This is a genomic window from Arthrobacter sp. TmtSoilC77 (assembly GCF_059739415.1).
Genome location: NZ_AP046050.1, coordinates 4,038,583 through 4,059,110, shown reverse-complemented (window position 1 = coordinate 4,059,110; position 20,528 = coordinate 4,038,583). Strand labels below are relative to the sequence as shown.

Annotated in this window: 23 protein-coding genes; 16 read left to right on the top strand and 7 right to left on the bottom strand. The window is 61.2% G+C overall.

Translation table 11 applies throughout. The annotated features are described in order from the left end of the window. Nucleotides 1-25: 25 nt before the first annotated feature. The gene (locus AC6I99_RS18685; RefSeq protein WP_497944359.1) at nt 26-313 is read right to left on the bottom strand and encodes a type II toxin-antitoxin system TacA family antitoxin; all 288 of its coding nucleotides are present in this window, start codon (nt 311-313) and stop codon (nt 26-28) included. A 420-nt stretch (nt 314-733) separates the two neighbouring features. Between AC6I99_RS18685 and AC6I99_RS18680 the strand changes: the two genes are divergently transcribed. The 7 genes from AC6I99_RS18680 to AC6I99_RS18650 all read left to right on the top strand — a co-directional run bounded on the left by AC6I99_RS18680 (nt 734) and on the right by AC6I99_RS18650 (nt 8,180). Next, on the top strand, nt 734-1,729 hold the full coding sequence (locus AC6I99_RS18680) for a LacI family DNA-binding transcriptional regulator (RefSeq protein ID WP_497944360.1): 996 nt from the start codon (nt 734-736) through the stop codon (nt 1,727-1,729). A gap of 200 nt (nt 1,730-1,929) precedes the next feature. Further along, complete coding sequence (locus AC6I99_RS18675; protein ID WP_497944361.1) at nt 1,930-3,234, top strand: ABC transporter substrate-binding protein; 1,305 nt, start codon at nt 1,930-1,932, stop codon at nt 3,232-3,234. A 2-nt stretch (nt 3,235-3,236) separates the two neighbouring features. After that, nucleotides 3,237-4,166 carry a carbohydrate ABC transporter permease gene (locus AC6I99_RS18670; protein WP_497944362.1) on the top strand — a complete coding sequence of 310 codons (930 nt, stop codon included), beginning with the start codon at nt 3,237-3,239 and terminating at the stop codon, nt 4,164-4,166. 58 nt (nt 4,167-4,224) lie between these two features. Beyond that, complete coding sequence (locus tag AC6I99_RS18665; protein ID WP_497961501.1) at nt 4,225-5,055, top strand: carbohydrate ABC transporter permease; 831 nt, start codon at nt 4,225-4,227, stop codon at nt 5,053-5,055. A 37-nt stretch (nt 5,056-5,092) separates the two neighbouring features. Beyond that, complete coding sequence (locus tag AC6I99_RS18660) at nt 5,093-6,196, top strand: Gfo/Idh/MocA family protein (protein WP_497944364.1); 1,104 nt, start codon at nt 5,093-5,095, stop codon at nt 6,194-6,196. Nucleotide 6,197: 1 nt separating this feature from the next. Beyond that, on the top strand, nt 6,198-6,947 hold the full coding sequence (locus tag AC6I99_RS18655; protein WP_497944365.1) for a ThuA domain-containing protein: 750 nt from the start codon (nt 6,198-6,200) through the stop codon (nt 6,945-6,947). Nucleotides 6,948-6,983: 36 nt separating this feature from the next. Next, nucleotides 6,984-8,180, top strand: coding sequence for a Gfo/Idh/MocA family protein (locus AC6I99_RS18650; RefSeq protein WP_497944366.1), 1,197 nt, complete (start codon nt 6,984-6,986; stop codon nt 8,178-8,180). Nucleotides 8,181-8,257: 77 nt separating this feature from the next. On the opposite strand, the gene AC6I99_RS18645 is transcribed toward AC6I99_RS18650, so the two are convergent. The 3 genes from AC6I99_RS18645 to AC6I99_RS18635 all read right to left on the bottom strand — a co-directional run bounded on the left by AC6I99_RS18645 (nt 8,258) and on the right by AC6I99_RS18635 (nt 10,678). Then, nucleotides 8,258-9,070, bottom strand: a complete 813-nt coding sequence (locus AC6I99_RS18645) for a nucleotidyl transferase AbiEii/AbiGii toxin family protein (protein WP_497961500.1) — start codon at nt 9,068-9,070, stop codon at nt 8,258-8,260. Between the two features lie 44 nt (nt 9,071-9,114). Continuing rightward, nucleotides 9,115-9,651, bottom strand: coding sequence for a type IV toxin-antitoxin system AbiEi family antitoxin domain-containing protein (locus AC6I99_RS18640; protein ID WP_497944368.1), 537 nt, complete (start codon nt 9,649-9,651; stop codon nt 9,115-9,117). A 133-nt stretch (nt 9,652-9,784) separates the two neighbouring features. Beyond that, nucleotides 9,785-10,678: a LysR family transcriptional regulator gene (locus tag AC6I99_RS18635; protein ID WP_224088999.1), complete on the bottom strand. Its 894-nt coding sequence runs from the start codon at nt 10,676-10,678 to the stop codon at nt 9,785-9,787. Nucleotides 10,679-10,793: 115 nt separating this feature from the next. On the opposite strand from AC6I99_RS18635, the gene AC6I99_RS18630 reads away from it, so the two are divergent. The 3 genes from AC6I99_RS18630 to AC6I99_RS18620 are packed head-to-tail and all read left to right on the top strand — an operon-like array spanning nt 10,794 to nt 14,505. Next, the gene (locus AC6I99_RS18630) at nt 10,794-11,558 is read left to right on the top strand and encodes an enoyl-CoA hydratase/isomerase family protein (protein ID WP_497944369.1); all 765 of its coding nucleotides are present in this window, start codon (nt 10,794-10,796) and stop codon (nt 11,556-11,558) included. 32 nt (nt 11,559-11,590) lie between these two features. Then, nucleotides 11,591-13,186, top strand: coding sequence for an acetate--CoA ligase (locus AC6I99_RS18625; protein WP_497944370.1), 1,596 nt, complete (start codon nt 11,591-11,593; stop codon nt 13,184-13,186). Next, on the top strand, nt 13,183-14,505 hold the full coding sequence (locus AC6I99_RS18620) for an MFS transporter (RefSeq protein WP_497961498.1): 1,323 nt from the start codon (nt 13,183-13,185) through the stop codon (nt 14,503-14,505). Before AC6I99_RS18625 ends, AC6I99_RS18620 begins: the two co-directional genes overlap by 4 nt. 112 nt (nt 14,506-14,617) lie before the next feature. On the opposite strand, the gene AC6I99_RS18615 is transcribed toward AC6I99_RS18620, so the two are convergent. From AC6I99_RS18615 to AC6I99_RS18605, 3 genes are all read right to left on the bottom strand, one after another. Beyond that, nucleotides 14,618-14,785 (bottom strand): hypothetical protein, encoded by a 168-nt coding sequence (locus AC6I99_RS18615; RefSeq protein ID WP_224088992.1) that lies wholly within the window; start codon nt 14,783-14,785, stop codon nt 14,618-14,620. Between the two features lies 1 nt (nt 14,786). Then, nucleotides 14,787-15,569, bottom strand: a complete 783-nt coding sequence (locus AC6I99_RS18610) for a hypothetical protein (protein WP_497944372.1) — start codon at nt 15,567-15,569, stop codon at nt 14,787-14,789. Between the two features lie 263 nt (nt 15,570-15,832). Then, nucleotides 15,833-16,258 (bottom strand): hypothetical protein, encoded by a 426-nt coding sequence (locus AC6I99_RS18605; protein WP_497944373.1) that lies wholly within the window; start codon nt 16,256-16,258, stop codon nt 15,833-15,835. 163 nt (nt 16,259-16,421) lie between these two features. Between AC6I99_RS18605 and mpaB the strand changes: the two genes are divergently transcribed. From mpaB to AC6I99_RS18575, 6 genes are read left to right on the top strand one after another with little or no spacing between them, the layout of a single operon-like run. Next, nucleotides 16,422-17,441, top strand: coding sequence for a daptide biosynthesis RiPP recognition protein (gene mpaB, locus AC6I99_RS18600; protein WP_497944374.1), 1,020 nt, complete (start codon nt 16,422-16,424; stop codon nt 17,439-17,441). Continuing rightward, complete coding sequence (mpaD, locus tag AC6I99_RS18595) at nt 17,438-18,718, top strand: daptide-type RiPP biosynthesis aminotransferase (protein ID WP_497944375.1); 1,281 nt, start codon at nt 17,438-17,440, stop codon at nt 18,716-18,718. Before mpaB ends, mpaD begins: the two co-directional genes overlap by 4 nt. Beyond that, nucleotides 18,715-19,929 (top strand): daptide-type RiPP biosynthesis dehydogenase, encoded by a 1,215-nt coding sequence (gene mpaC / locus AC6I99_RS18590; RefSeq protein WP_497944376.1) that lies wholly within the window; start codon nt 18,715-18,717, stop codon nt 19,927-19,929. Before mpaD ends, mpaC begins: the two co-directional genes overlap by 4 nt. 5 nt (nt 19,930-19,934) lie before the next feature. Beyond that, nucleotides 19,935-20,078, top strand: a complete 144-nt coding sequence (locus AC6I99_RS18585; RefSeq protein WP_224165398.1) for a daptide-type RiPP — start codon at nt 19,935-19,937, stop codon at nt 20,076-20,078. Between the two features lie 47 nt (nt 20,079-20,125). Next, a complete protein-coding gene (locus AC6I99_RS18580) occupies nt 20,126-20,251 on the top strand; it encodes a daptide-type RiPP (RefSeq protein WP_263422270.1) in 126 nt (41 codons plus the stop codon). 60 nt (nt 20,252-20,311) lie between these two features. Then, nucleotides 20,312-20,449, top strand: a complete 138-nt coding sequence (locus AC6I99_RS18575) for a daptide-type RiPP (RefSeq protein ID WP_224088985.1) — start codon at nt 20,312-20,314, stop codon at nt 20,447-20,449. Nucleotides 20,450-20,528 lie beyond the last annotated feature (79 nt).

The following is a 20,528-nucleotide window of genomic DNA, read 5'->3' as shown; positions in this document are numbered from 1 at the left end:
TTCCGTGGAGGGGTAAAGTCGGAGGTCACTTATCAGATCCGCCGAAAGGGCTGCGGCGCTGCGCTAGGTTGTCGAGCTTGGGTGAGGGTGGCAGGGGTGCATCCAGCAGCCTGTTGAATTCACTCCATTGCGCATCATTCAGCATGAACCATCGACGATCGGCTAGCACTCTCTCAGCCTCCGTACTTGCACTCTCAAGGATGAAGTCGGTCATGGAACGATCCGTAGCCTCGGCCGCTCTCCGGATTAAATTCTCTTGCCGCTCAGTTGCGCGCACGGCGATACGCTGATTTTTGTTGGTCTTGATTTCCATGAGTTTTGCTCCCTTACGTATGTACATTGTGCGTACGTTCCTACGTTGCTGTCAACGTGGGTTAAGTCTCATTCTGGTCAAGATGCATCCCAACTTTTGGGCTTCCGAGAGCTCGCCCACACCTTGGCCGTGCCCCCTGACGCGCTGCCTGGGTTCTCGTTCGACTGCCGGTCCTTTAGCCCCGGAGAGACGACGTGCCGGCCGCGGTCGGTCTGGGCCGCGAATCTGCGGTGCATGAGGGTGGCGGTGCCCAAGGTTTTTCACGCCACAGTATCTCGCTGGGCCTTCGGGAGAGTTGGTCAGTTGATATGAGCCGCTGAGTCGCGGATTCCCACTGCGTGGGGCGTAAGTAGACTCGCTAGAGTGGGCATGGCAAAGACGTGGCAGCAAAGGCCGCACTGCTCGCGGAAGGACAATCGAATGGCTCGGCCGACAGTTCAGGACGTCGCCAGGACGGCGGGCGTGTCCGTGGGGACGGTGTCGCGTGTCCTGAACGGGAGTCCGGCTGTCAGCGCGTCGGCCAAGGAAAAGGTCAACGCCGCCATCCTTCAGCTCAGCTATCGTCCTCTCGCCTCGGCCCGGGACCTCCGGAGAGACCGAACTATGCGCGTTCTTGCCCTCGCCAAGAACCTGGACTCCCTCGTGATCAGCGAAGTCTTCCGAGGTGTCGGCGACGCAGCGGCCGACTCGGGTTACGTCAGCCTTATCGCTGCAACCGACGGGGACCTGGATCGCGAGCAGCAGCTCGTGGACATGCTGCGGAACGGCTCCGTCGACGGACTGGTCATCTTTTCCCCAACGATGCCGGACGAGGACGTCAACACTGTCGCTGAGCAACTAAGCGTGATCCAGGTCTGTGAGATCGTCGACGCAGAAGCAGCATTCGGAGTGTCCATCGATGACCGCCAAGCAGCCTACGACATCACCAAACATCTGATCGACACAGGCGCCAAGAAGCTGGCAATGATCGCCCACAGGGGAGCCCGATCGGGCCGGCTACGCGAGGAAGGTTTCCGCCAGGCACTCACTGAGTCGGGCTTGGAATCGGACCAGATCCTGCTGGGCGAAGGCAACTTCGGATTCCACGCCGGCCGCGATCTCACGAAGAAACTCCTGGAAACAAAGAACCTCCCCGACGCCGTCTTCTGCGGCACTGACGTAGTCGCCGCAGGGTGCGTCCGGGAACTCACGGACGCCGGAATACGAGTTCCAGACGACATCGCCGTAGCCGGCTTTGATGACTCGGCACAGGCGGAAATGTGCGTTCCAGAGCTAACCACCGTGAGGCAACCAGCCTACGAAATGGGCCTCGTAGCTTTCGCCGAACTCCTGGAACGCATGACTGTCGAAGGCGCGCACCGCAGGGGCAGGACCTTCCTCCCGCATCAACTCGTCATCCGAGACTCCACGAAATAACGAGGGTTGACAGCTCCGCGTGGCGACTGTCACACTTCTTTGGAATCGATTCCACGGCCGCAAGGCCGTTTTCATATAGCCTTTTGGAATCGATTCCAAAAGGCTAACAAGCAACACCGGCAATGAAGCCAGGCTCAGGACGCACCACAGCCAAAACGCGCGCTGAACGCCACCGCCCACAGACACCAAAGGAGCCACTCGTGGACTTGAACCGACCTACTTCTCCGCTCCAGAACAAACGAAACCGCAAAGCCCTCGCAGCCACCGCCTTAGCCGCAGCCCTCCTCCTCAGCGCGTGCGGCGGGGGAGCAGCACCTCAAGGTGCGGAACAAGCGGCAGCTGCCGACCCGGCGTCGGGCGCTAATGCCAGCGGCAACGTGAACATCTGCGGCGTCAAGGACGCGAGCGGCATCTATAAGGGCACTGCGGAGGCGTTCACCAAGGCGAACGGCAAGGTCACGGCCAAGTACACCGAGATCGGCGCCACCACGGACGAAGCCCGCACGCAGATCGTGCAGCGGCTCGAAGGCAAGTCCACCGAGTGCGACCTCTTCCTCACGGACGTCATCTGGACCTCCGAGTTCGCCTCCCAGGGCTGGCTGCTGGACCAGACCAAGCTGGTGGAAGCCAACAAGGACCGGCTCATCCCCTCCACTGTGGAAACCACCAAGTACCAGGACAAGTACTGGGCCTCGCCGTTCTTCACCAACGCCGGATTGATCTACTACCAGAAGGACAAGGTGGCCAAGCCCGAGTCCTGGCAGCAGCTCTACGCGGAAGCAGCCAAGGCTCCCGGCAACGGGTACGTCTACCAGGGCAAGCAGTACGAGGGGCTCACGGTGAACTTCCTCGAAATGCTCTACAGTGCAGGCGGCGAGGTGCTCAACGACCAGGGCGACGTCAAAATCGACTCCAAGGAAACCCGCGACGTCCTCAACTTCATGAGCGACGGCCTCAAGAACGGCTCAGCCGACCGCGCCGTCCTCACCTACAACGAAGACCCGGCCCGCCTCGCCTACGAGTCCGGCGACTTTGGATACCAGCGCAACTGGCCGCACGTATACCGGCTGCTCAACGCAACGCCGCTGGCGTCGAGCTTTGACGTGGCGCCGTTGCCGGCATGGGAAGGCGGCAAGGCCTCCGGCGTGCTGGGCGGCTGGAACCTCGCGATCTCGGCCCACTCCACCAACCAGGCCGGGGCTGTCGCGTTCATCGACTTCGCCACCACCCCGGACTGGCAGAAGCACGTGGCCATGGACTACTCGCAGGCACCCGTGAACGAAGCTGCCTACTCTGACGCGGCGGTACTGGAGAAGATGCCGTTCGCCACGGAACTCCTCGCCTCCGTGAAGGGTGCCAAGCCGCGCCCGATCTCCCCGGTTTACCCGCAGATCTCGCAGGCGATCTACAAGAACGTCTACGCCGTCCTCTCCGGTACCGCCTCCACCGAGGAAGCCGTGAGGAAGATGGCCGAGGAAATCACGGCGGCAAAGGCGAGCTTCTAATCATGGCCACCAGAACAATCGCCCCAAGCCGCGTAAGCGGCCGCGACCGCGCCGAGCGCAAGCTCGCGTTCCGCATGACCGCCCCGTCGCTGGTGATCATGGCCCTGGTTGCGGCGGTCCCCATCGGCTACGCGATCTGGCTCTCCCTGAACCAGTACAGCGTCCGCACCGCCGGCCTGTCCCGCTTTGTCGGCCTGGAAAACTACATCAACGCCCTCGCAAGCCAAGAGTGGTGGGCCGCGTTTGGCCAGACGTTCCTCTTCGCAGGCCTCTCGGTCAGCCTGGAACTCATCCTCGGCACGGCCATGGCGCTGCTCCTCAACCTCGCGTTCAAGGGCCGCGCCGTCCTGCGCACCGTAGTTCTGCTGCCGTACGCGATCATCACCGTGGTTAGCGCCATCACCTGGCAAACGATGTTCCAGCCCAACATGGGCCTGGTCACCAACGTCCTCTCCACGCTGGGGCTGCCCGGCGGCGATGTGGTGTGGCTCGGTGAGCACGGCTACGCAATGGCCGTGATCGTCATGGCCGACGTCTGGAAGACCACGCCCTTCGCGGCGCTCATCATCCTGGCCGGCCTGCAGGTCATCTCCGCTGAAACGTACGAGGCCGCGGAGCTCGACGGCGCCAGCAAATGGCAAACTTTCGTGAACATCACCCTGCCGCTCCTTCGCCCGGCGATTGTCCTCGCCGCGATTTTCCGCACCATGGACGCCCTCCGCGTCTTCGACCTCCCGTTCGTGCTCACCCGCGGCGCCAACGGCACCGAATCCATGTCCATGCTCGCCTACACGCAACTGCGCGAAAACCGGCTGGTGGGCGAAGGCTCGGCGCTGTCCATCCTGACCTTCCTCACCGTCATGGTGGTCTCGGTCATCTACGTCCGCTTCGCCGGCGGCAACATCCGCGACGTCGCGAAGGAGGAACAATGAGCACGCTGACTGCAGAACGCCGGAACTTGCCACGCGCCCCAAGGCACCGAAGCGTCGCTTGCGTGGAGAATCGAAACTGCACCCCCTGGTGTGGGTGTTCGTGGTGGCCGTCATGGGCTTCTCGCTCATCCCTTTCTACTGGCTGGTGAACACCTCCCTTAAGAAGGGAGCGAGCCTGTCCCAGGGCGAGCTTTTCCCGAGCCAGCCGACCCTCGAGAACTATCTGGTGGTTTTTCAGAACCCCGAGTTCCTCTTGGCCTTGCGCAATTCGGTGATTATCGCCGTCGTGACTACAACTGTGGCCCTGGTCTTCGCGTCCTTCGCCGCGTATGCGCTGGCCAGGCTGAAGATGCGCCGCAAGGCGATGATCCTGACGCTGATCCTCTCGGTGACCACGTTCCCGGCCATTGCCATCGCGGCCCCGATGTTCTCCATCTGGCGCGAGATCGGCCTGTACGACACCTTGCTGGGCCTCATCATCCCGAAGCTGACGTTCGCTTTGCCGTTGGCCATTTACACGCTGACGTCGTTCTTCAAGGAGATCCCACGTGAGCTCGAGGAGTCCGCGTACATGGATGGCGCGACGCCGTTTGTCGCCTTCCGCAAGGTGATCCTGCCGCTGGCAGTTCCGGGCCTGGCCACGACGGCGATCCTTGTCTTCATCTCGGTCTGGAACGAATTCCTCCTCGCCGTCACGCTGACCACCTCGCCGGAGGCCCGCCCAGTCCCAGTGGCGATTGCATTCTTCAGCGGCACCAGCGAGTTCGACCAACCCCTGGGCACCATCAGCGCCGCATCGGTGATCATCACCATCCCACTCGTCATTCTCGTGCTCGTATGCCAGAAGCGCATCGTGTCCGGCATGACAGCCGGCGCCGTCAAAGGCTAACCCCAAACCTAGAAACCCCAGAAAGAACAGGAACAACGTGAGCATTCAGCAGCAAGCCCCGTCCGCAACCCTCAAAGTGGGAGTTGTGGGCATCGGTTGGGCCGGCCAGCAGCACCTCAAGGCGTACAGCAACATTCCCGGCGTCGAAATTGTCGCCGTCGCAGGGATGGAACAAGAACTTCTTGCCCAGCTGAAGGAGGAGTACAGCATTCCCCACGCCTTCGCCCGCTGGGAAGACATGATCGAGCTTGAAGGCCTCGACGCCGTCAGCGTCGCCGTGCCCACGTTCCTGCACGCGCCGATCGCCATTGCGTCGCTTGAGCGCGGATTGCATGTGCTGAGCGAAAAGCCGTTGGCGCGCAACGCCGTCGAGGGTCAACAGATGGTGGACGCCGCCCGCAAGGCCGGCCGCGTCCTTGACGTCGCGTTCAACCACCGCCGCCGTGGCGACATCCAGGCGCTCAAGGAAGTGATCGACGCCGGAACGCTCGGTCGCCCGTACTACGCCAAGGCATCCTGGCTTAGGCGCCAAGGCATTCCGATGCTGGGCAGCTGGTTCACCAACCCGGAGCTCGCCGGCGGCGGGCCGCTGGCTGACATCGGCGTGCACGTCCTGGACTACTCGCTTCACCTCCTTGGCGAGCCCAAAGTACTGGCCGTCTCGGCGTCGACCCATTCCGAACTTGGCCCGCGCGGCCTCGGCGGCAACGCCCGCTATACGGCGTCGAACTCCAGCCATAAGTTTGAAGTAGAAGACTTCGCATCTGCGTTCATTCGGCTGGAAGGCGGCGGCACCTTGATCCTGGAGGCGGGATGGGCAACCTACCGCGACGAGCGGGACTTGATGGACTTCACTGTTTACGGGACCGACGGCGGAGCGGACTTGCGCTCGGTCGGCGCCTCCGAGAACCCGGTAGCGGACGTCCACGTCTTCACCGAGAAGGACGGCGAAAACGCCGATTTTGAAGTGGTGGCCGAACCCGGGCGAGCCCACCAGGCCGTCGTCGACGATTTCATTGCGGCCGTGCGCGGTGGCGAGACGGTGTGGGGAAGCCACGACGGGTCGCTTGCTCTGAGCCGTGCCCTGGTCCTGGATGCTTGCTACAAATCCGCCCTCGAACAACGTGAAGTGGTGCTCTGAAATGTCTGATTCAAAACTCAAGATTGTTGTGTGGAATGAGGCCGTGCACGAGGCCCGCAACGATCCTTCAACGATGGCCGAGATGTATCCGGAAGGCATCCATGGCGCCATCGCTGCCGGGCTTCGTGCCTACTACCCTGACTCTGAAATTTCCACAGCTACCTTGGCAGATCCCGAGCATGGGCTGTCCGAGGAAGTCCTGAAGCAAACGGACGTGCTGCTGTGGTGGGGGCACATCGCGCATGGGGAAGTCGCTGATGAAGTGGTGGAGCGCGTGCAACGCCACGTCCTCGGCGGCATGGGCCTGGTGGTTCTCCACTCCGGGCACTTCGCCAAGATTTTCACTCGATTGCTGGGGACGACGTGCTCGCTCAAGTGGCGCAACGAAGGTGAACGGGAGCTGGTGTGGACCGTGAAGCCGTCGCACCCGATCGCGGCCGGCATCGAAAGCCCGATCGTCATTCCTCAGCAGGAAATGTACGGCGAACTGTTCGACATTCCGGAACCCGATGACCTGATCTTCATCAGCTCGTTTACCGGGGGAGAGGTATTCCGCTCAGGCGTGACGTTCTCGCGTGGAAAGGGCCGGATCTTCTACTTCAGCCCCGGCGACCAGGAATACCCGGTGTATCACCAGCCGCAGATCCAGAAGGTCATCGCGAACGGGGTTGGCTGGGTGGCTCAGCCGGGCGTTTTCCGGGAGGCGCCCGAGGTTTCCAATCCTGCGCGGAAATGGTTCGAAGAAGCCTAGGCACCCTCTTCCGTATTCATTTCAAGGAGCTTGACCATGACCACTTCCTTTCTTCCCGCTGGCCGCCCCCTGGGCGTGGCCGCGATCGGCTACGCCTTCATGGGGAAGGCCCACTCGAATGCGTGGCGGAATGTGGCCAGCTTCTTCGACGTCCCGGCCTTCGAGCAGAAAGTGCTCGTCGGCCGGGACGCCGCCTTGGTTGCAGAGGCTGCCGCCAAGTACGGCTGGGCCGAATCCGCCACGGATTGGCGTTCCGTGATTTCGCGGGACGACATCGACATCGTGGATATCTGCGCGCCGGGCTGGATGCACGCCGAAATCGCCATCGCCGCCTTGGAGGCGGGCAAGCACGTGCTCGTGGAAAAGCCGCTCGCCAACACTTTGGGTGAGGCTGAGTTGATGGCTGACGCGGCTGCCTCGGCTCAGGCTCGCGGAGTGAAGTCCATGATCGGGTTCAACTATCGACGCGTGCCTGCACTGGCATTGGCCCGCGAGTTGATTGCCGAGGGACGTCTCGGAACTGTGCGGCACATCCGTGCCGCCTACCTGCAGGACTGGCTTTCCGACGCCGAAGCGCCCATGAGTTGGCGGCTCCGCAAAGAAACCGCGGGCTCGGGGGCTTTGGGTGATATCGGCTCCCACGCCATCGACCAGGTCCAGCACCTCACGGGCCAAACCGTCACTGAGGTGACCGGAACGTTGAGGACTTTCGTCACCGAGCGCCCCGGTCCTGGCGGTTTGGAGAAAGTGACAGTAGACGACGCCGCGTGGGCCACTCTTGGCATGACGGGAAACATCAGCGCGTCGGTGGAGGCATCCCGGGTGGCCACGGGCCAAAAGAACTCGCTCAAGATCGAAATTTACGGGTCACTCGGGTCGCTGACATTTGATCTGGAGAACCTGAATGAACTCGGCTTTCTGGACGCCACGCTTCCGGTGCGGGAGCAGGGATTCCGGCGGATTCTGGTGAATGAGCCCGAGCAACCGTACGTTGGTGCGTGGTGGCCGCAGGGGCACATCATCGGTTGGGAGCACACGTTCACGCACCAGATCCCGGACTTCCTGCTTGCCATTCGCGACCGTGAGGCACCGTCGCCGTCGTTCGACGACGGGCTTCAGATCCAGCGGGTGTTGGCCGGCGTGGAGGAATCGGCCGCAAACAGGAGCACGGTGACGGCGGTTCCAGTTGTCACGAAAGAAGTCCGAGATTTCGAGGGCTTGGGGGCGAAATAGTTGGCGACTTCCGCGGAGGTACGCTCCACTGCGCGCTGGTATCAGGAGACTCCATTGGATCTCCGCTGCGGCATGGGTCACCCAACTTCAGAGAGCGTCGTCATATTGCTTGGCGAGGCCTGGTCAATCCGGGCGATGAACTGGTTCAGCCACTCGATGGCGGGAGCGACATCAGGTACGACATCAAGGCCCTCGGCGGCCTCAGCGTACAGGGTCACCCACTCCGCGCCCTCTACAACTGTCGGAGGCCAGACATGAGCCCTCCGGTAGTCGAATAGTCGAACACAAGTGGCCCGGACCGTCGCTAGGTCAATCTGCTCGCGGGCGCCTAGGAGTTGCAGGTCTACGAGGTCTCGGGCGCGATCGCTACCAGACACTGTGGACGCGTGTATTTTTTGGGCAATCTGGTGGTCTGCGGGCATTACCGCCACTGGGTCTGGAGCGGGGAGGCCCACAGAAGTGAACATTTCGCTGATGCTGGGCGCCAGAGCGAACTCGGGATCGTCAGCATCACCGATCTCGTTGTGACCGAGTTCGAAGGGCACTGTGCACCACGGCTTCCCCTGGTAGTCGAGCTTCACATCGAATGGCTTCATCACGTACGAGGTGGGAATTCCCTTGGGTTTCGGGGCTTTTCGCTCAACCAGACGTCCAGTAAAACCACTCCATCCTTTGCGAAGGCGCTCTTCGAAGTCGGCGCGGAATGCCGCCAGGCCTCCTGTACGGGCGGCGTCAAGGTCGCGGGTGAACCTAGTACTGGAGCCGTATCGCAGCGCCATCGCGCTGCCACCTTTCACCGCACCCTCGGGAAGCATTTGTCCGATCACGACCAGAGCCATCGTCGTCCGCCGGCGAAGGGCGAGGGTTTCGTCTACTTCTAAGTTCTTCATTCTCTGGTTAAGAGCGGCGAGGTTACGAGGCGGGCTGTCATAACTCATGCGGCGAGTTCCTTGCGCACACGGTTCCACTCCGCCGTTGTCAGGAATCCCTCAGCACGGGCCTTGACTGCCGCATCTCGCAGTCGCGTGCTGGGGACCCGGCCCAGACATTCGAGGAGAGCTTCGCTGAGCTGTTGGGCGCGGATCCCGCGGTAGCGTGTAACCTTCGTTCCGGCCTGCGCCTGGGTGACCTTCACATAGGCGGGCATTGCGCGGCGGACACGACGGCCGGTTCCCACGGTGATCTTCGTAGGATTCACGTCCCCCAGGCCGAGGAGGGCGAGAACGGATTCTCCGCGAAGGTAGGCGTCGTCTCCTGCGCGCAAGGTCGCTTCGGCGAACTGGTCATCGTCGGTCGGCGGGATGTCAGTCATACGGTAGAGGCCGTATCCGACGTGATCGAGGCCGCCGCGGGCTGTGAGCTTTGGCAGTTCCACGGCGGGCACGCCAGCGCCCACTGCATCCGCGGTGGTGACATAGCCATGGTTGTCGTAGGCGATCTCACGCAGTACGTCTCGATAGGTTGTCCTCATGTCAAGATTCTACCGTGAGCGGTATTGTTTTGCCATCCCATTGGCTATCTTGCAATGTCAGGACTATACCGAAAACGGTATTATTTTGACATCGCATCACTGGGATCGGTGATCAGATGCAAAGGGGGTCCGTTCACCCATGCCCGCCCGCACTGAGCCCCGCCCCAACAGCCGCCACGAACGCATCCGTCTCTGCTGACCGCCGACTCTTCAACCACAGCGCCGACGTCCGCCAAGCCAACGGGTCACCAACCAGCGGCCGCCACACAATTCCAGCGGGAAGAGGCGTCCACGGCTCCTCATTGAAGTGCACACCCCGGCCGGCCAGGATCAGTCCGTGAGTGAAGTGCTGGTTCCTGGCGTGAACAATGGCCGCGGGCAAGTACCCAGCGTCCCGGCACGTGTGCAGGAACGAGTCGTACAGGGTGGGCGCCATGTGCCGCGGGAAGATGATCAGCGAGCTCCCGGCCAAGTCGCCCAAGCGCACAGAAGACGCAGAAGCCAACGGGTGCGAGGCATTCAGCACCACACCCAATGCACGCGAGAACACCGGCCCCGACTCGAAACCCACGCTGCTCAAAGGGTGACGGACCACCGCAACGTCCAGTTCGCCGTCGCGCAGTCGCTCAACCTGCTCCACGGTGGTGAGCTCGTGCAAGTTCAACAGGACATCAGGGGCAAGCGAGCTAAACGAAGAAACCATCGTGGACAGCGCCACAGGGTTCGTGTCCGGCGGCACGGCCACCTGCAGGATGCCCGAAGCGCCAGGCCGGATCCGCCGCATCGATTCCTGCGCCATGGCCACGTGATCCAGAACTCCGCGCGCGTGTTCCAGCAGCAAGGCCCCGGCCTCGGACAGCTCGACGCCGGTGCGTCGCCGATGGAACAACTGCACCCCGAGTTCTTTCTCCAGGTCCTTGATCCGCTGCGAAAGTGGCGGCTGGGCCATGTGCAAACGTTGTGCCGCGCGGCCGAAATGGAGCTCCTCGGAGAGCACCACGAAGTACTTGAGATGGTGGAGGTCCATCTGCGCACCATATCAGTTTGGTATCAAGGCGAGTAGATATTGATGTTAGACGGGTCACATTCGCCGATGGTCAGATGGGAACCAAGAAGCCCTACGAACCAAAGGAAACGCCCCAATGTCCCAAGATGTCCTCTTCGAACAGACCGGCCCCACCGCCATCATCACCCTCAACCGCCCGGACAAGCTCAACGCGTGGACCGAAGCCATGCGCAACGAACTCATCGGCCACCTGGAAGGCCTCAAAGGCAACGACGAAATCCGCACCGTCATCCTCACGGGAACCGGCCGCGCGTTCTGCGCCGGACAGGACCTGGCCGAGACTGCGTCCATGAACCCGGAGGACCACGAGTCCGCCGAGGCTTGGATTGACGGTTTTGACCGTCTTTACCGCGCCGTACGCGACCTCGATCAGATCACCATTGCCGCAGTCAACGGCGTCGCCGCAGGCTCTGGTTTCCAGTACTCACTGCTAGCGGATCTCCGCGTCGGCGACTCCAAAGTACGCATGGGCCAGCCCGAAGTCCTCTCCGGCATCCCAAGCATCACCGGGATCTGGGCCATGTGGAGCATCCTCGGCAAGTCCAAGACCTCCCAGTTCGTCCTCACCGGTGAACTGGTGGACGCTGCCGAGGCCCAGCGTCTCGGCCTCCTCAACTACTTAGCGGACGACGGCGGCGTGCTGGCTTACGCGAAGGACCTCGCCTCGCGCTTGAGCCTCCTTCCTCCGGGTGCGGTCCGACTGACGAAGAACCGTTTGCGCAGCTTGGAAGATGACGACCTGGCGGACGCCATGGCAGAAGCCAAGCGAGTCCACCGCGAGGCCTACGGCACGGGCGAACCCCAGCGCGAGATGGCCCGCTTCCTCGCTGGCCGCCGCTAAGCCGCGATGCAACAGAAGCAGGAGGCAAAACGATGACAACCACAGCAACCCAAGACCGCTACACCGAACTACGAAACTCCCACCGCTGGGAGGTTCCCGAGCTCTACAACATGGCCGTCGACGTCGCCGACCACCACCCAAGGGACAAGCGGGCTCTCATCCTGGAGTCCGCCGTCGAAGGTCAACGGGAGGTGAGCTGGGGCGAAATCCAGGACCGTTCACGGCAAATCGCAGCAACCCTCCAACGAGCCGGCATCAAGAAGGGCGACCGCGTCGCCGTCCTGCTGCCGCAGCGCTCCGATACCCCGGCTGCGTATCTGGGCGTGCTGCGGACCGGCGCCATCCTGGTCACGATGTCGCTGCTCTGGGCCGCGGAACCCATCCGATTCAGGCTTGAGGACAGCGGTGCGTCGGTGATCATCGCCGAGGAGTCTGCGAAGCACCTGTTCGAGGACTTCGACGGCACCTTTATCGACATCGACAGCCCGGAAATCGCCACCGAAACCACTGAATTCCAGAACGTCGAAACCAAAGCCGACGACCCCGCCCTCATCTTCTACACTTCGGGAACCACCGGCCGCGCCAAGGGAATCGTCCACGCGCACCGCACGCTCCTCGGCCACAACGAGTTCGAGTACTGCCACCAACTCGGCGACGGCGATGTGTTCTACGGCGCGGGGGACTGGGCGTGGTCGCTCGCCAAACTCATGGGCCCGCTTCGGCTCGGCGCCACGCACCTCGTGTTCCGGCCGGAAGGCGGCTTCGACCCCGCGGCGCTGCTGGACGCCATGAGCCGCCACCGCGTCACCAGCGCCCTGGTCAATCCGACGTTCCTGCGAAAGATGCGCGAGGACGTGCCCGACGCCGGTGCTCGCTTCCCGCTGTCCCTGCGGACGGTTTGCTCGTCCAATGAGCCGCTAACGCCGGACCTGATTACGTGGTTCGAGTCGCAGTACGGGGTCACACTTTTGGATTACTACGGTTCCACAGAGTCCTACCCGCTGCTGGGGAACTACCCGGATGTCCCGGTGAAACCGGGCTCCATGGGGCGTCCACTTCCTGGATGGGAAGTTCGCCTGCTGGACGAGAATGGGCAGGAAGTGGCGGCCGGCGAGACGGGTGAGATCTGCTTGCGTGCGCGATCCAACCCGCAGTTTCCCTTGGGATACTGGAATATGCCGGAGGCGTCAGCCGCCGCGTTCGGTGGCGATTGGTACCACACGAAGGACCAAGCCTACGCGGACGACGACGGCTACTTCTGGTTCCTGGGGAGGACCGATGACGTCATCAAAACGTCCGGCTACCGTGTGGGGCCGTACGAGCTGGAGGCAGTCATTCGCGAACTCGATCCCGTGCGGGACGTGTCGGTGACCGGCGTGCCCGATGAGCTCCGCGGCCAGTCCATCAAGGCCTGGATCGAACTGATGCCCGGTCACGCGGGGGGAGCGGACCTGAGCGAAACCATCGTGGCGCATGTGAAGGAGAACTTCTCCCGCTTCGCTTACCCGCGATTCATTGAATACGTCTCCGCGCTGCCTAAGTCGGCCACCGGAAAAGTCCAGCGGGCCCAGCTCCGCGAACTCCCACACGTTGTAGCCTCTCCCCGCACCGAAGGACAACAATCATGAATACGATGACCGAGAAAGTCGCTGAAACTGAGTCTTCCCCCCGGCGCAGCCTCAAGCGCGTCGCTGCGGCAGCCGCCGTCGGAAATTTCGTGGAATGGTTCGACTCCGCGGCTTATGCGGTCATGTCCGTGACCATCGCGAAGCTCTTCTTCCCGGATTACTCTACGACGGCGTCACTCCTGGCCGTGTGGGCGATCTTCGCCGGCGGCTTCATCGCCAGGCCGCTCGGCGCGGCCTTCTTTGGACGTTACGGTGACCGGATCGGCCGCAACAAGATGCTCGGCCTGTGCGTGCTGATCATGAGCGCGGCCACGTTCTGCATCGGTATCCTGCCGACTTTTGCTGTGATCGGTATTTGGGCTCCGATTCTGCTTTTCGTGTTCCGTGCGGTTCAGGGCTTCACCACAGGTGGTGAGTACACAGGATCCTCGGCGTTCATCGTGGAGTATGCACCGGAAGGTAAGCGCGCCACCTACGCCAGCATCATCCCGGCCACTGTCGGCCTGGCTTCGGTTGCCGGTGCGTTGCTCGGCGCGGCCATTACTGCGACTCTGAGCCCGGCCGACCTTCAGGCTTGGGGCTGGCGAATCCCCTTCCTGCTCGCAGCCCCGCTCGGCCTCATTGGCCTCTACATCCGCTCCAAGGTGGACGACACTCCGGTATTCCGTGGCCTGGAGAAGAAGGGCAAGGTGGCGAAGAAGCCCTTGGGTGATGCCATCCGGCTTTGCGCACGGCAGATCTTCACGCTGTTTGGCTACAGCATCACCAACGCGATCGCTTACTACCTGATGAGCAGCTACATGATCGCGTACATGACCTCGAGCCTTCACTACTCAAGCACTGAATCGATGATCACGAGCGTAGTCACGATGCTGGTGTACACAGCAGTGTGCCCTCTGGCCGCGCGTGCCAGCGACCGTTACGGCCGCAAGCGGATGCTGCTGGTGGCGTGTGTGGGATTCGTCGTCATGACGATTCCGGCATTCTCCATTATGCCTTTGGGACTCGGTTTCGCGATCTTGGGCACCAGTGTCCTGGGTGCTTTGGTTGCGGTGATTGGTACGTCCAACGTTCCGGCCCTGGTGGAGATGTTCCCCTCGTCGGTCCGTGCTTCCGGGTCTGCGATCGGTTACACCTTGGCCTACGTCCTGTTCGGTGGGACGGCTCCGTTCGTGGCGACCGGATTGGTGGCTGGCTTTGGGACGCCGTTGGCTCCGGCGTTCTACCTGATGGGGATGGCCTTGGTGTCCGCGGTGGTTGTGGTGTTGTTCTTCCGCGAGACGAAGGATCTGTCATTGTCGCGGACGACGGTTCTGTAGGGTTTTGTCACTGATGCTTGCTTCGAAAGCCGGAATCAAGTATCCATGAGTCTTTGCCGTACAACAGCGAGCCCCGAGGGCTATCTCGGGGCTCGCTGCATGAGATCAAAATCTACGACTCAGCACCGCCGGAATCCTGGCTGGTCAACGCATCGTTTTCAAGTTCACGACGAGCATCCTTGATTGCATTCTTTACGGCACGATAAATGACACCGTAAAGGACATACAGGAATATTGCCGCAAAGATCAGCGGTACAAAAAGCGTGAGAGTGAGATCCAAGTTAGAGGGCTCCATAGATCGGCTGGGAAGACTTGCGCAGGACGTCACCCTGGCTGTTATATCCAATGTTCAGGAATCCCCAACCAACAGACACGCTGGCGACACTCCCACCACGGTTTGCCTCGTACGAGAATGCAATTCCCACCTGCGCCGGACCACCAACTGTGCAATTGGCCGCGTTCAGCGTCGATGTGACGTACCCATTGTCGGTCAGGTTTGCGAAACCGGAAGTACCATCTGCAATATTCCAAATGGGGGACTTTGAGCCCACACCGGCGTCCCGCAGGGTGGCACGATTGGTGACCGTTCCATCATACTTGCCGGTATTGGCCAGGAGATTTCCGTGCCGAACACAGTCAGGATAAGTGAACTGCAAGGAAGCCAAGTCCTCGGGGGCGCCTTGGCCGACGAAGTCATCCCGCCAGTTCCACTGGCCATAGACCTTCAACTGGCGGCTTCCCTGTGCCAGCGGCACGTACGTGACGAAGACATTGAAGGCGTCCTGCGGGAAAGCCATCGGCTGAAGCCCCGTGCTCTCGCCATTCAGGACAGCTTGGGCATGCTCCGCGCTGACCTCACCCTCATTGTTCAGCGAGATTCGGGTGCTCTGTCCCGTCAACTTCTTTGAAAGTTTGTTGAGCCCAACAATGTCCTGAGGGTTGTTTGCAACAAACTGATCAATTTGCGCTTCAATTTCAGCATTGGAGAGCTTCTTTCCGACTTCGGCACTCGCCGGCGTAGCCGCAAGTCCGATAAGCAGGGCCGCGCTTGCGATAACGGCCATTTGCTTACATAATTTCCCCATTTTCCCCCCAAATATTTCTGTTGCTGAATTAATGCATGGATCACAGTATAGGACGTCGTGGCGAGCAGCAAGTCATATGAGCGCACCCAAAAATAGATTAGGCACTATAGACGAATCATCGTTTCATTTCCAGTCAATTCATTAGAAAGTGCTGCCCTTGGCATGCTGTCCCCGCGACAAATAGAAGGTGGCCTTGACTCCGTCGGGGTCTGTGGCAGTCACGACTACGCGTCATGAATTGCCTATTCGGAAGGCCGATCCGCGCCCGCAGAACACGAACTGTAGAACCGTCCATACTTGGCCAGCACCAAATACATGACGACGGCGGTGACCCCACCCAGGAGGGGTCCGGCCCAGATCGCTATGGACGTTCCATGAATGAGGATCGCCGCGGCCGTGAAGGCAGACGCGAGGAGGCTAATTGCTGGTGCATCTGAGGCGGTCTCCCGATCGGTCACGGTCGCAACAGTGAGGGCCAGCCCATAAGAGATGGCTAAACCTAGCCAGTAGCTTCGGATCCGCTTGGCTGAGTTCGCGTTCATCGTAGGTTTCCCCAAAGATTCTTCACTGCCGGTTGCGTCTATGGATACGTGTCGCTGGATGGCGAGGTGGACATCGCCCCAGGTGGAGGCGTCATGGATGGCGGCTGCCTCGACATGATCGGGCATTGATTCCACCACCTAGACCACCATTCCCCTCCACCTAGATAGCCCCACGCGGCACTTATCTTTGGGGCATTCCACCACCTAGTTTCGATTTCCTCCTCTGTGGCACCTTCTCCAGCCCATAGCTTCGTTCCAAGAACGAGGGAAATTATTGGGGGTTGGGTAATTGACGCTGAATGAACAACAGACCATTGCCGCGGCGGTAGATCAGTGGATTACCGGCATACCGGGGCGCATCGCAGGCCACGTAGTTTTCGTGGAGAATCCCGAGCACACTGACTACGCAAAAACATTGGCCGGTGAGGGCTCCGTCATCCTTGCCCTCAATGGCGACAGGGACGACGAAGCCATCACAGCCGTGTCCGGCTCGTTCGATGCCACCGGAGAAGAACTCTTGGTGAACGGCACGCTCAGCCTGGAGATACAGGATTACGTAGCCATTCCCTTCGTGAATCTTGTCGGGGTCACGCTTGTCCGCATCACCTCCGACGATGATTGGCTGGCATTCTTCGACGACGCCGACGAAGCCCGCCGTTCGGGCCACTTTATTCGTCAGCTCATCGAGGTCAACGCAGTCTTGGCCGAACGTGGATTGTTGACCGGACAAAGCTGCCAGGATCTCGCGAGGCTGCACATTGCGGCCGACGGAACAGTCCTCAGTGGTCCGTACGGCGCGAAGATCGGCCGAATCGGCGATCCCTTTTCCGATCTCCAAAGAAGATCGCTCGCGCTCCAGCCGGAGTCTTCGATTGCTTCCATTCGCGACCCCCGAAGTGTTCGCGAATCGCTGGCCGCCAGACCATGGATTCCCCGCTACCTGGCAGCGTTGGATGCCTGGAAGTTCATCTCCAGGGAGGACAGTGCCAGCACTCAATTTGTTGGCTTCGGCCTAAGCCTCTACGGAGCATCCACAAATGGCGAGCTGCCATCGCCAGGTGCGCCGTTCATCATTCGACATGGTGGCGAGCACAGTCTTTTGGACACCCAGTCCGGACGGGTCTTCAAGGTCGGGATTGACGCAGCTACCATCATCGAGGCCATCTCCAACCTGCAGGACGTCAGCGCTGCTGCCGCGCTCATAGCGCCGGCCCTCAACCTCCCAGAGGCCGTAGCAACAGGATCCGTGACGGCAATCCTGAATCAGTTCGAGCAGCTCGGCATTGACCTCATCGGCACTAAACGATGACCGTACCTCTAAAACACCAGGCACAGATCCCGCTCTGGGTTCCACTTGTAAGCCAGCACGATTTCGAGGCAGCAAGCTACACAGCGGTCAGGGCCCAGGGGGTCCATGTAAATTTCGAGGACGGGCAGCGACGACTCTGCGCAAAGAGCGGCCTGTGGAACACGAACCTTGGCTATGGCAATGCACAGATTGCAGAATCAGTAGCCAATGAACTGGAAACAGCCTCCTACCTGCCGCTTTTCCGGACTGCGCACCGCAAGGCCATTGAGGCAGCCACGGCACTCCTTGAATTGCCGAAGCATCACTTCGAGCGCGTTCTCTTCTCGACGTCGGGAGGTGCCGCCAACGACGCCGTTATGAAACTCGCGCGCCACTACTTCGTCCTGGACAAACAACCCGAACGCAAACTCGTCATCGGGCTAAGCGGCAGCTACCACGGGCTCACCTACGGCAGCCAGGCACTCAGCGGCGACGACCTCGGCCAAGCCGTATATGGGGTGGACAGGCGGAACGTCCGGCATATCCGGTTCGACGACGGAGGCGTGGAGTTGGCCCAACTCATGCAACGGGAGGGGCACCGCGTAGCAGCAGTGGTGGTTGAGCCCGTCCTTGGTTCGGGTGCGGAAGTTGTACCGGACGCCTTCCTGGCTGCACTCCTCAAACACCGGGATGAGCATGGCTTCCTCGTCGTAGCTGACGAAGTCGCCACCGGGTTCGGCCGTATCGGAGGGTGGTTCGCTTCAGATGAGTGGCGGGAAGCCCCGGACGTCGTTGTCACTTCCAAGGGACTTACCAACGGCACCAGCGCATGTGCCGCCCTCCTCATCGGCCAGCGCATAAGCCAGCTCTTCGATAAGAACGAGGCCGTCTTTGTCCACGGCGAAACCCAAGCCGGAACCCCAGCTACCTGTGCCGCGGTTCTCGCCACGATCTCCGAGATGAAAAGGCTTGACCACAACACTCTGACTCACCGTGTGTCAGAAGGCCTCGACCAGCTCATTGCCAAACTCCAGGCAAGTCCAGGGGTAGCCGGGACCTCTGGACGGGGGTGCATGCGGGGCGTCCTGCTGCGAACCGACAGTGGATCACCCCTTTCTCCGAACGGTGTCCTGGCTGTCGTCCGGCGGATCCATCAAGCCGGGGCTATCGTGCAGCCTGGGCCAGGCCGTATCCAGCTGCTGCCAGCACTGATCTATACACGGGAGAACTTCGGGGAACTGCATGCGGCCATGGTCGATGGGCTGGCAAAGGCGGAACGCGACGGTGTTTTCGCATGATCGCCGATCGCATATGGAACACGCGATGCGTCGTCCTCGACCCAGGGATGGCACCCAAATATATTGGCGGACTCACCCGTGGCCGGACCGGACTCGTGGTGGACAAGGCACTCACGGGTCAGAGGGATGCGTTGTTGGCGCGCGACCTAAAGGGAGCGCCAACACTGGAGCTGAACGCTGCCCCGGTCACAGTCGAAACCCTGCGGGTTGTGGGCAGCTTTGTCCGCAAACACGGACTTCGGACAGTTGTGGGACTTGGCGGCGGTTCCGTGATGGATGCAGTGAAACTCGCGGCATTGTTCACTGCGGACCCGAGCCTCACGGTCTTCGTCGAACGCCATGCCAAACGTTCGGGTCTGATAGTCCTGCCTCCGGTCGCCTATCCAAACGAGCGCTCCCGCACCATCCTCATGCCGTCAACCGTGGGGACCGGCGCTGAAGTCAGCGCAGTAGCGTGCCTGGACACCGCCGTCGGACGCCGTTTGATCTCCTCACGTCACCTCACAGGTGACGTGGCCGTGCTCGACGCCGACAATCTCGCCACCCTGCCCACGCAGCTGCTTTTCGAAGGGTTGCTTGAAGCGTTCCTCCGGGTGGCAGGGACCATGATTGGCAGCAGCTCAAGCGTGTTCGACGACGACGGCCACTCACTTTTGGCGCGGATCGTCCGGCTCGGGAATCGAGTGACACGTGAGGATGCGCCCGAGCTGAGACTGACGGCAGCCCACCTCAGCATGGAGACCCACACCGGCTGGGCCCTGATCGGCCGTGATCCGTACGGAGCGAAGCACTGGTATGTCGCCAACGAACTCGCCCACGTCACTGGGGCCCGAAAGATGACCGCCACCGCCTCGGTGATGGGTCCCATCTGGGCTGAGATAGCCAAGGGAAACGCAGCCTGGGGAGACCAACACAGACTCCTGAAGCTCTGGTCCGTGGTTGTAGATGCGGATCCTTCATTGGATCCCAACCCCGCCAAAGGCATCAACCAATTGATGTGGCGGTGGGGCATTGCGGGTCTGGACGTTATCGGGGAGCAGGCGCTGATGAAGACTTCCGAGGCCGCCCTCCGGAACTGGGGCGGTGGTTTGCCGATGCTGCGGGGCATTGATGCCGTGCAGATCCAGTATGTCCTCTCCAAAGCAGGGCTGGAACAACAAATCTTGCCAGGCCCAGTGGGCGAGCTACGAGCGGTAAGGGAAAGGGGGTGAGCACCATGAGCAGCACTCTTGCACCCAGGACTTTGGACCTCAACGTCCAGGAACTGGAAAGCATCGACGTCCCTGACGACTGGAGCGAACGCATCCACGGCATCACCGTGGGCCTCGCATTGATCGGGATCGCCGTCAGCATCACCTGACGAATACGCGCAGTCCGTCAACCCACAGCGAAGGGAGGTGAACGCAAATGCAGAAACAGCTCAACATCTCCATCCAGGAGATCGAGTCGCTGGAAACCCCGGACTTCAACAACTGGTTCATCGGAGTGTCCCAGGGAGTTGCCATCGGCATTATCGCCGTCAGCATTACCTAACCGTCCCGGAAACGGAACGGGAAAACGACAAAAGACCAACAACAAAGAAAGGAGAACGCAATGATCGCAAACCCGAACCTGCAGCTGACCATCGAAGAACTGGAGAACCTCGACACCCCGGACGATACGCCGTGGTACATGCGCGTTGGTGACGTCATCATCATCGCCGGCATCTTTGTCGGAATCGCCGCCACCTAGCTGGTGCACGCGGGCGGCGCAACCTTTCGCTGCCGCCCGCGTGTAACCCGGACACCAACCAACTCCCGGAGAACACGAG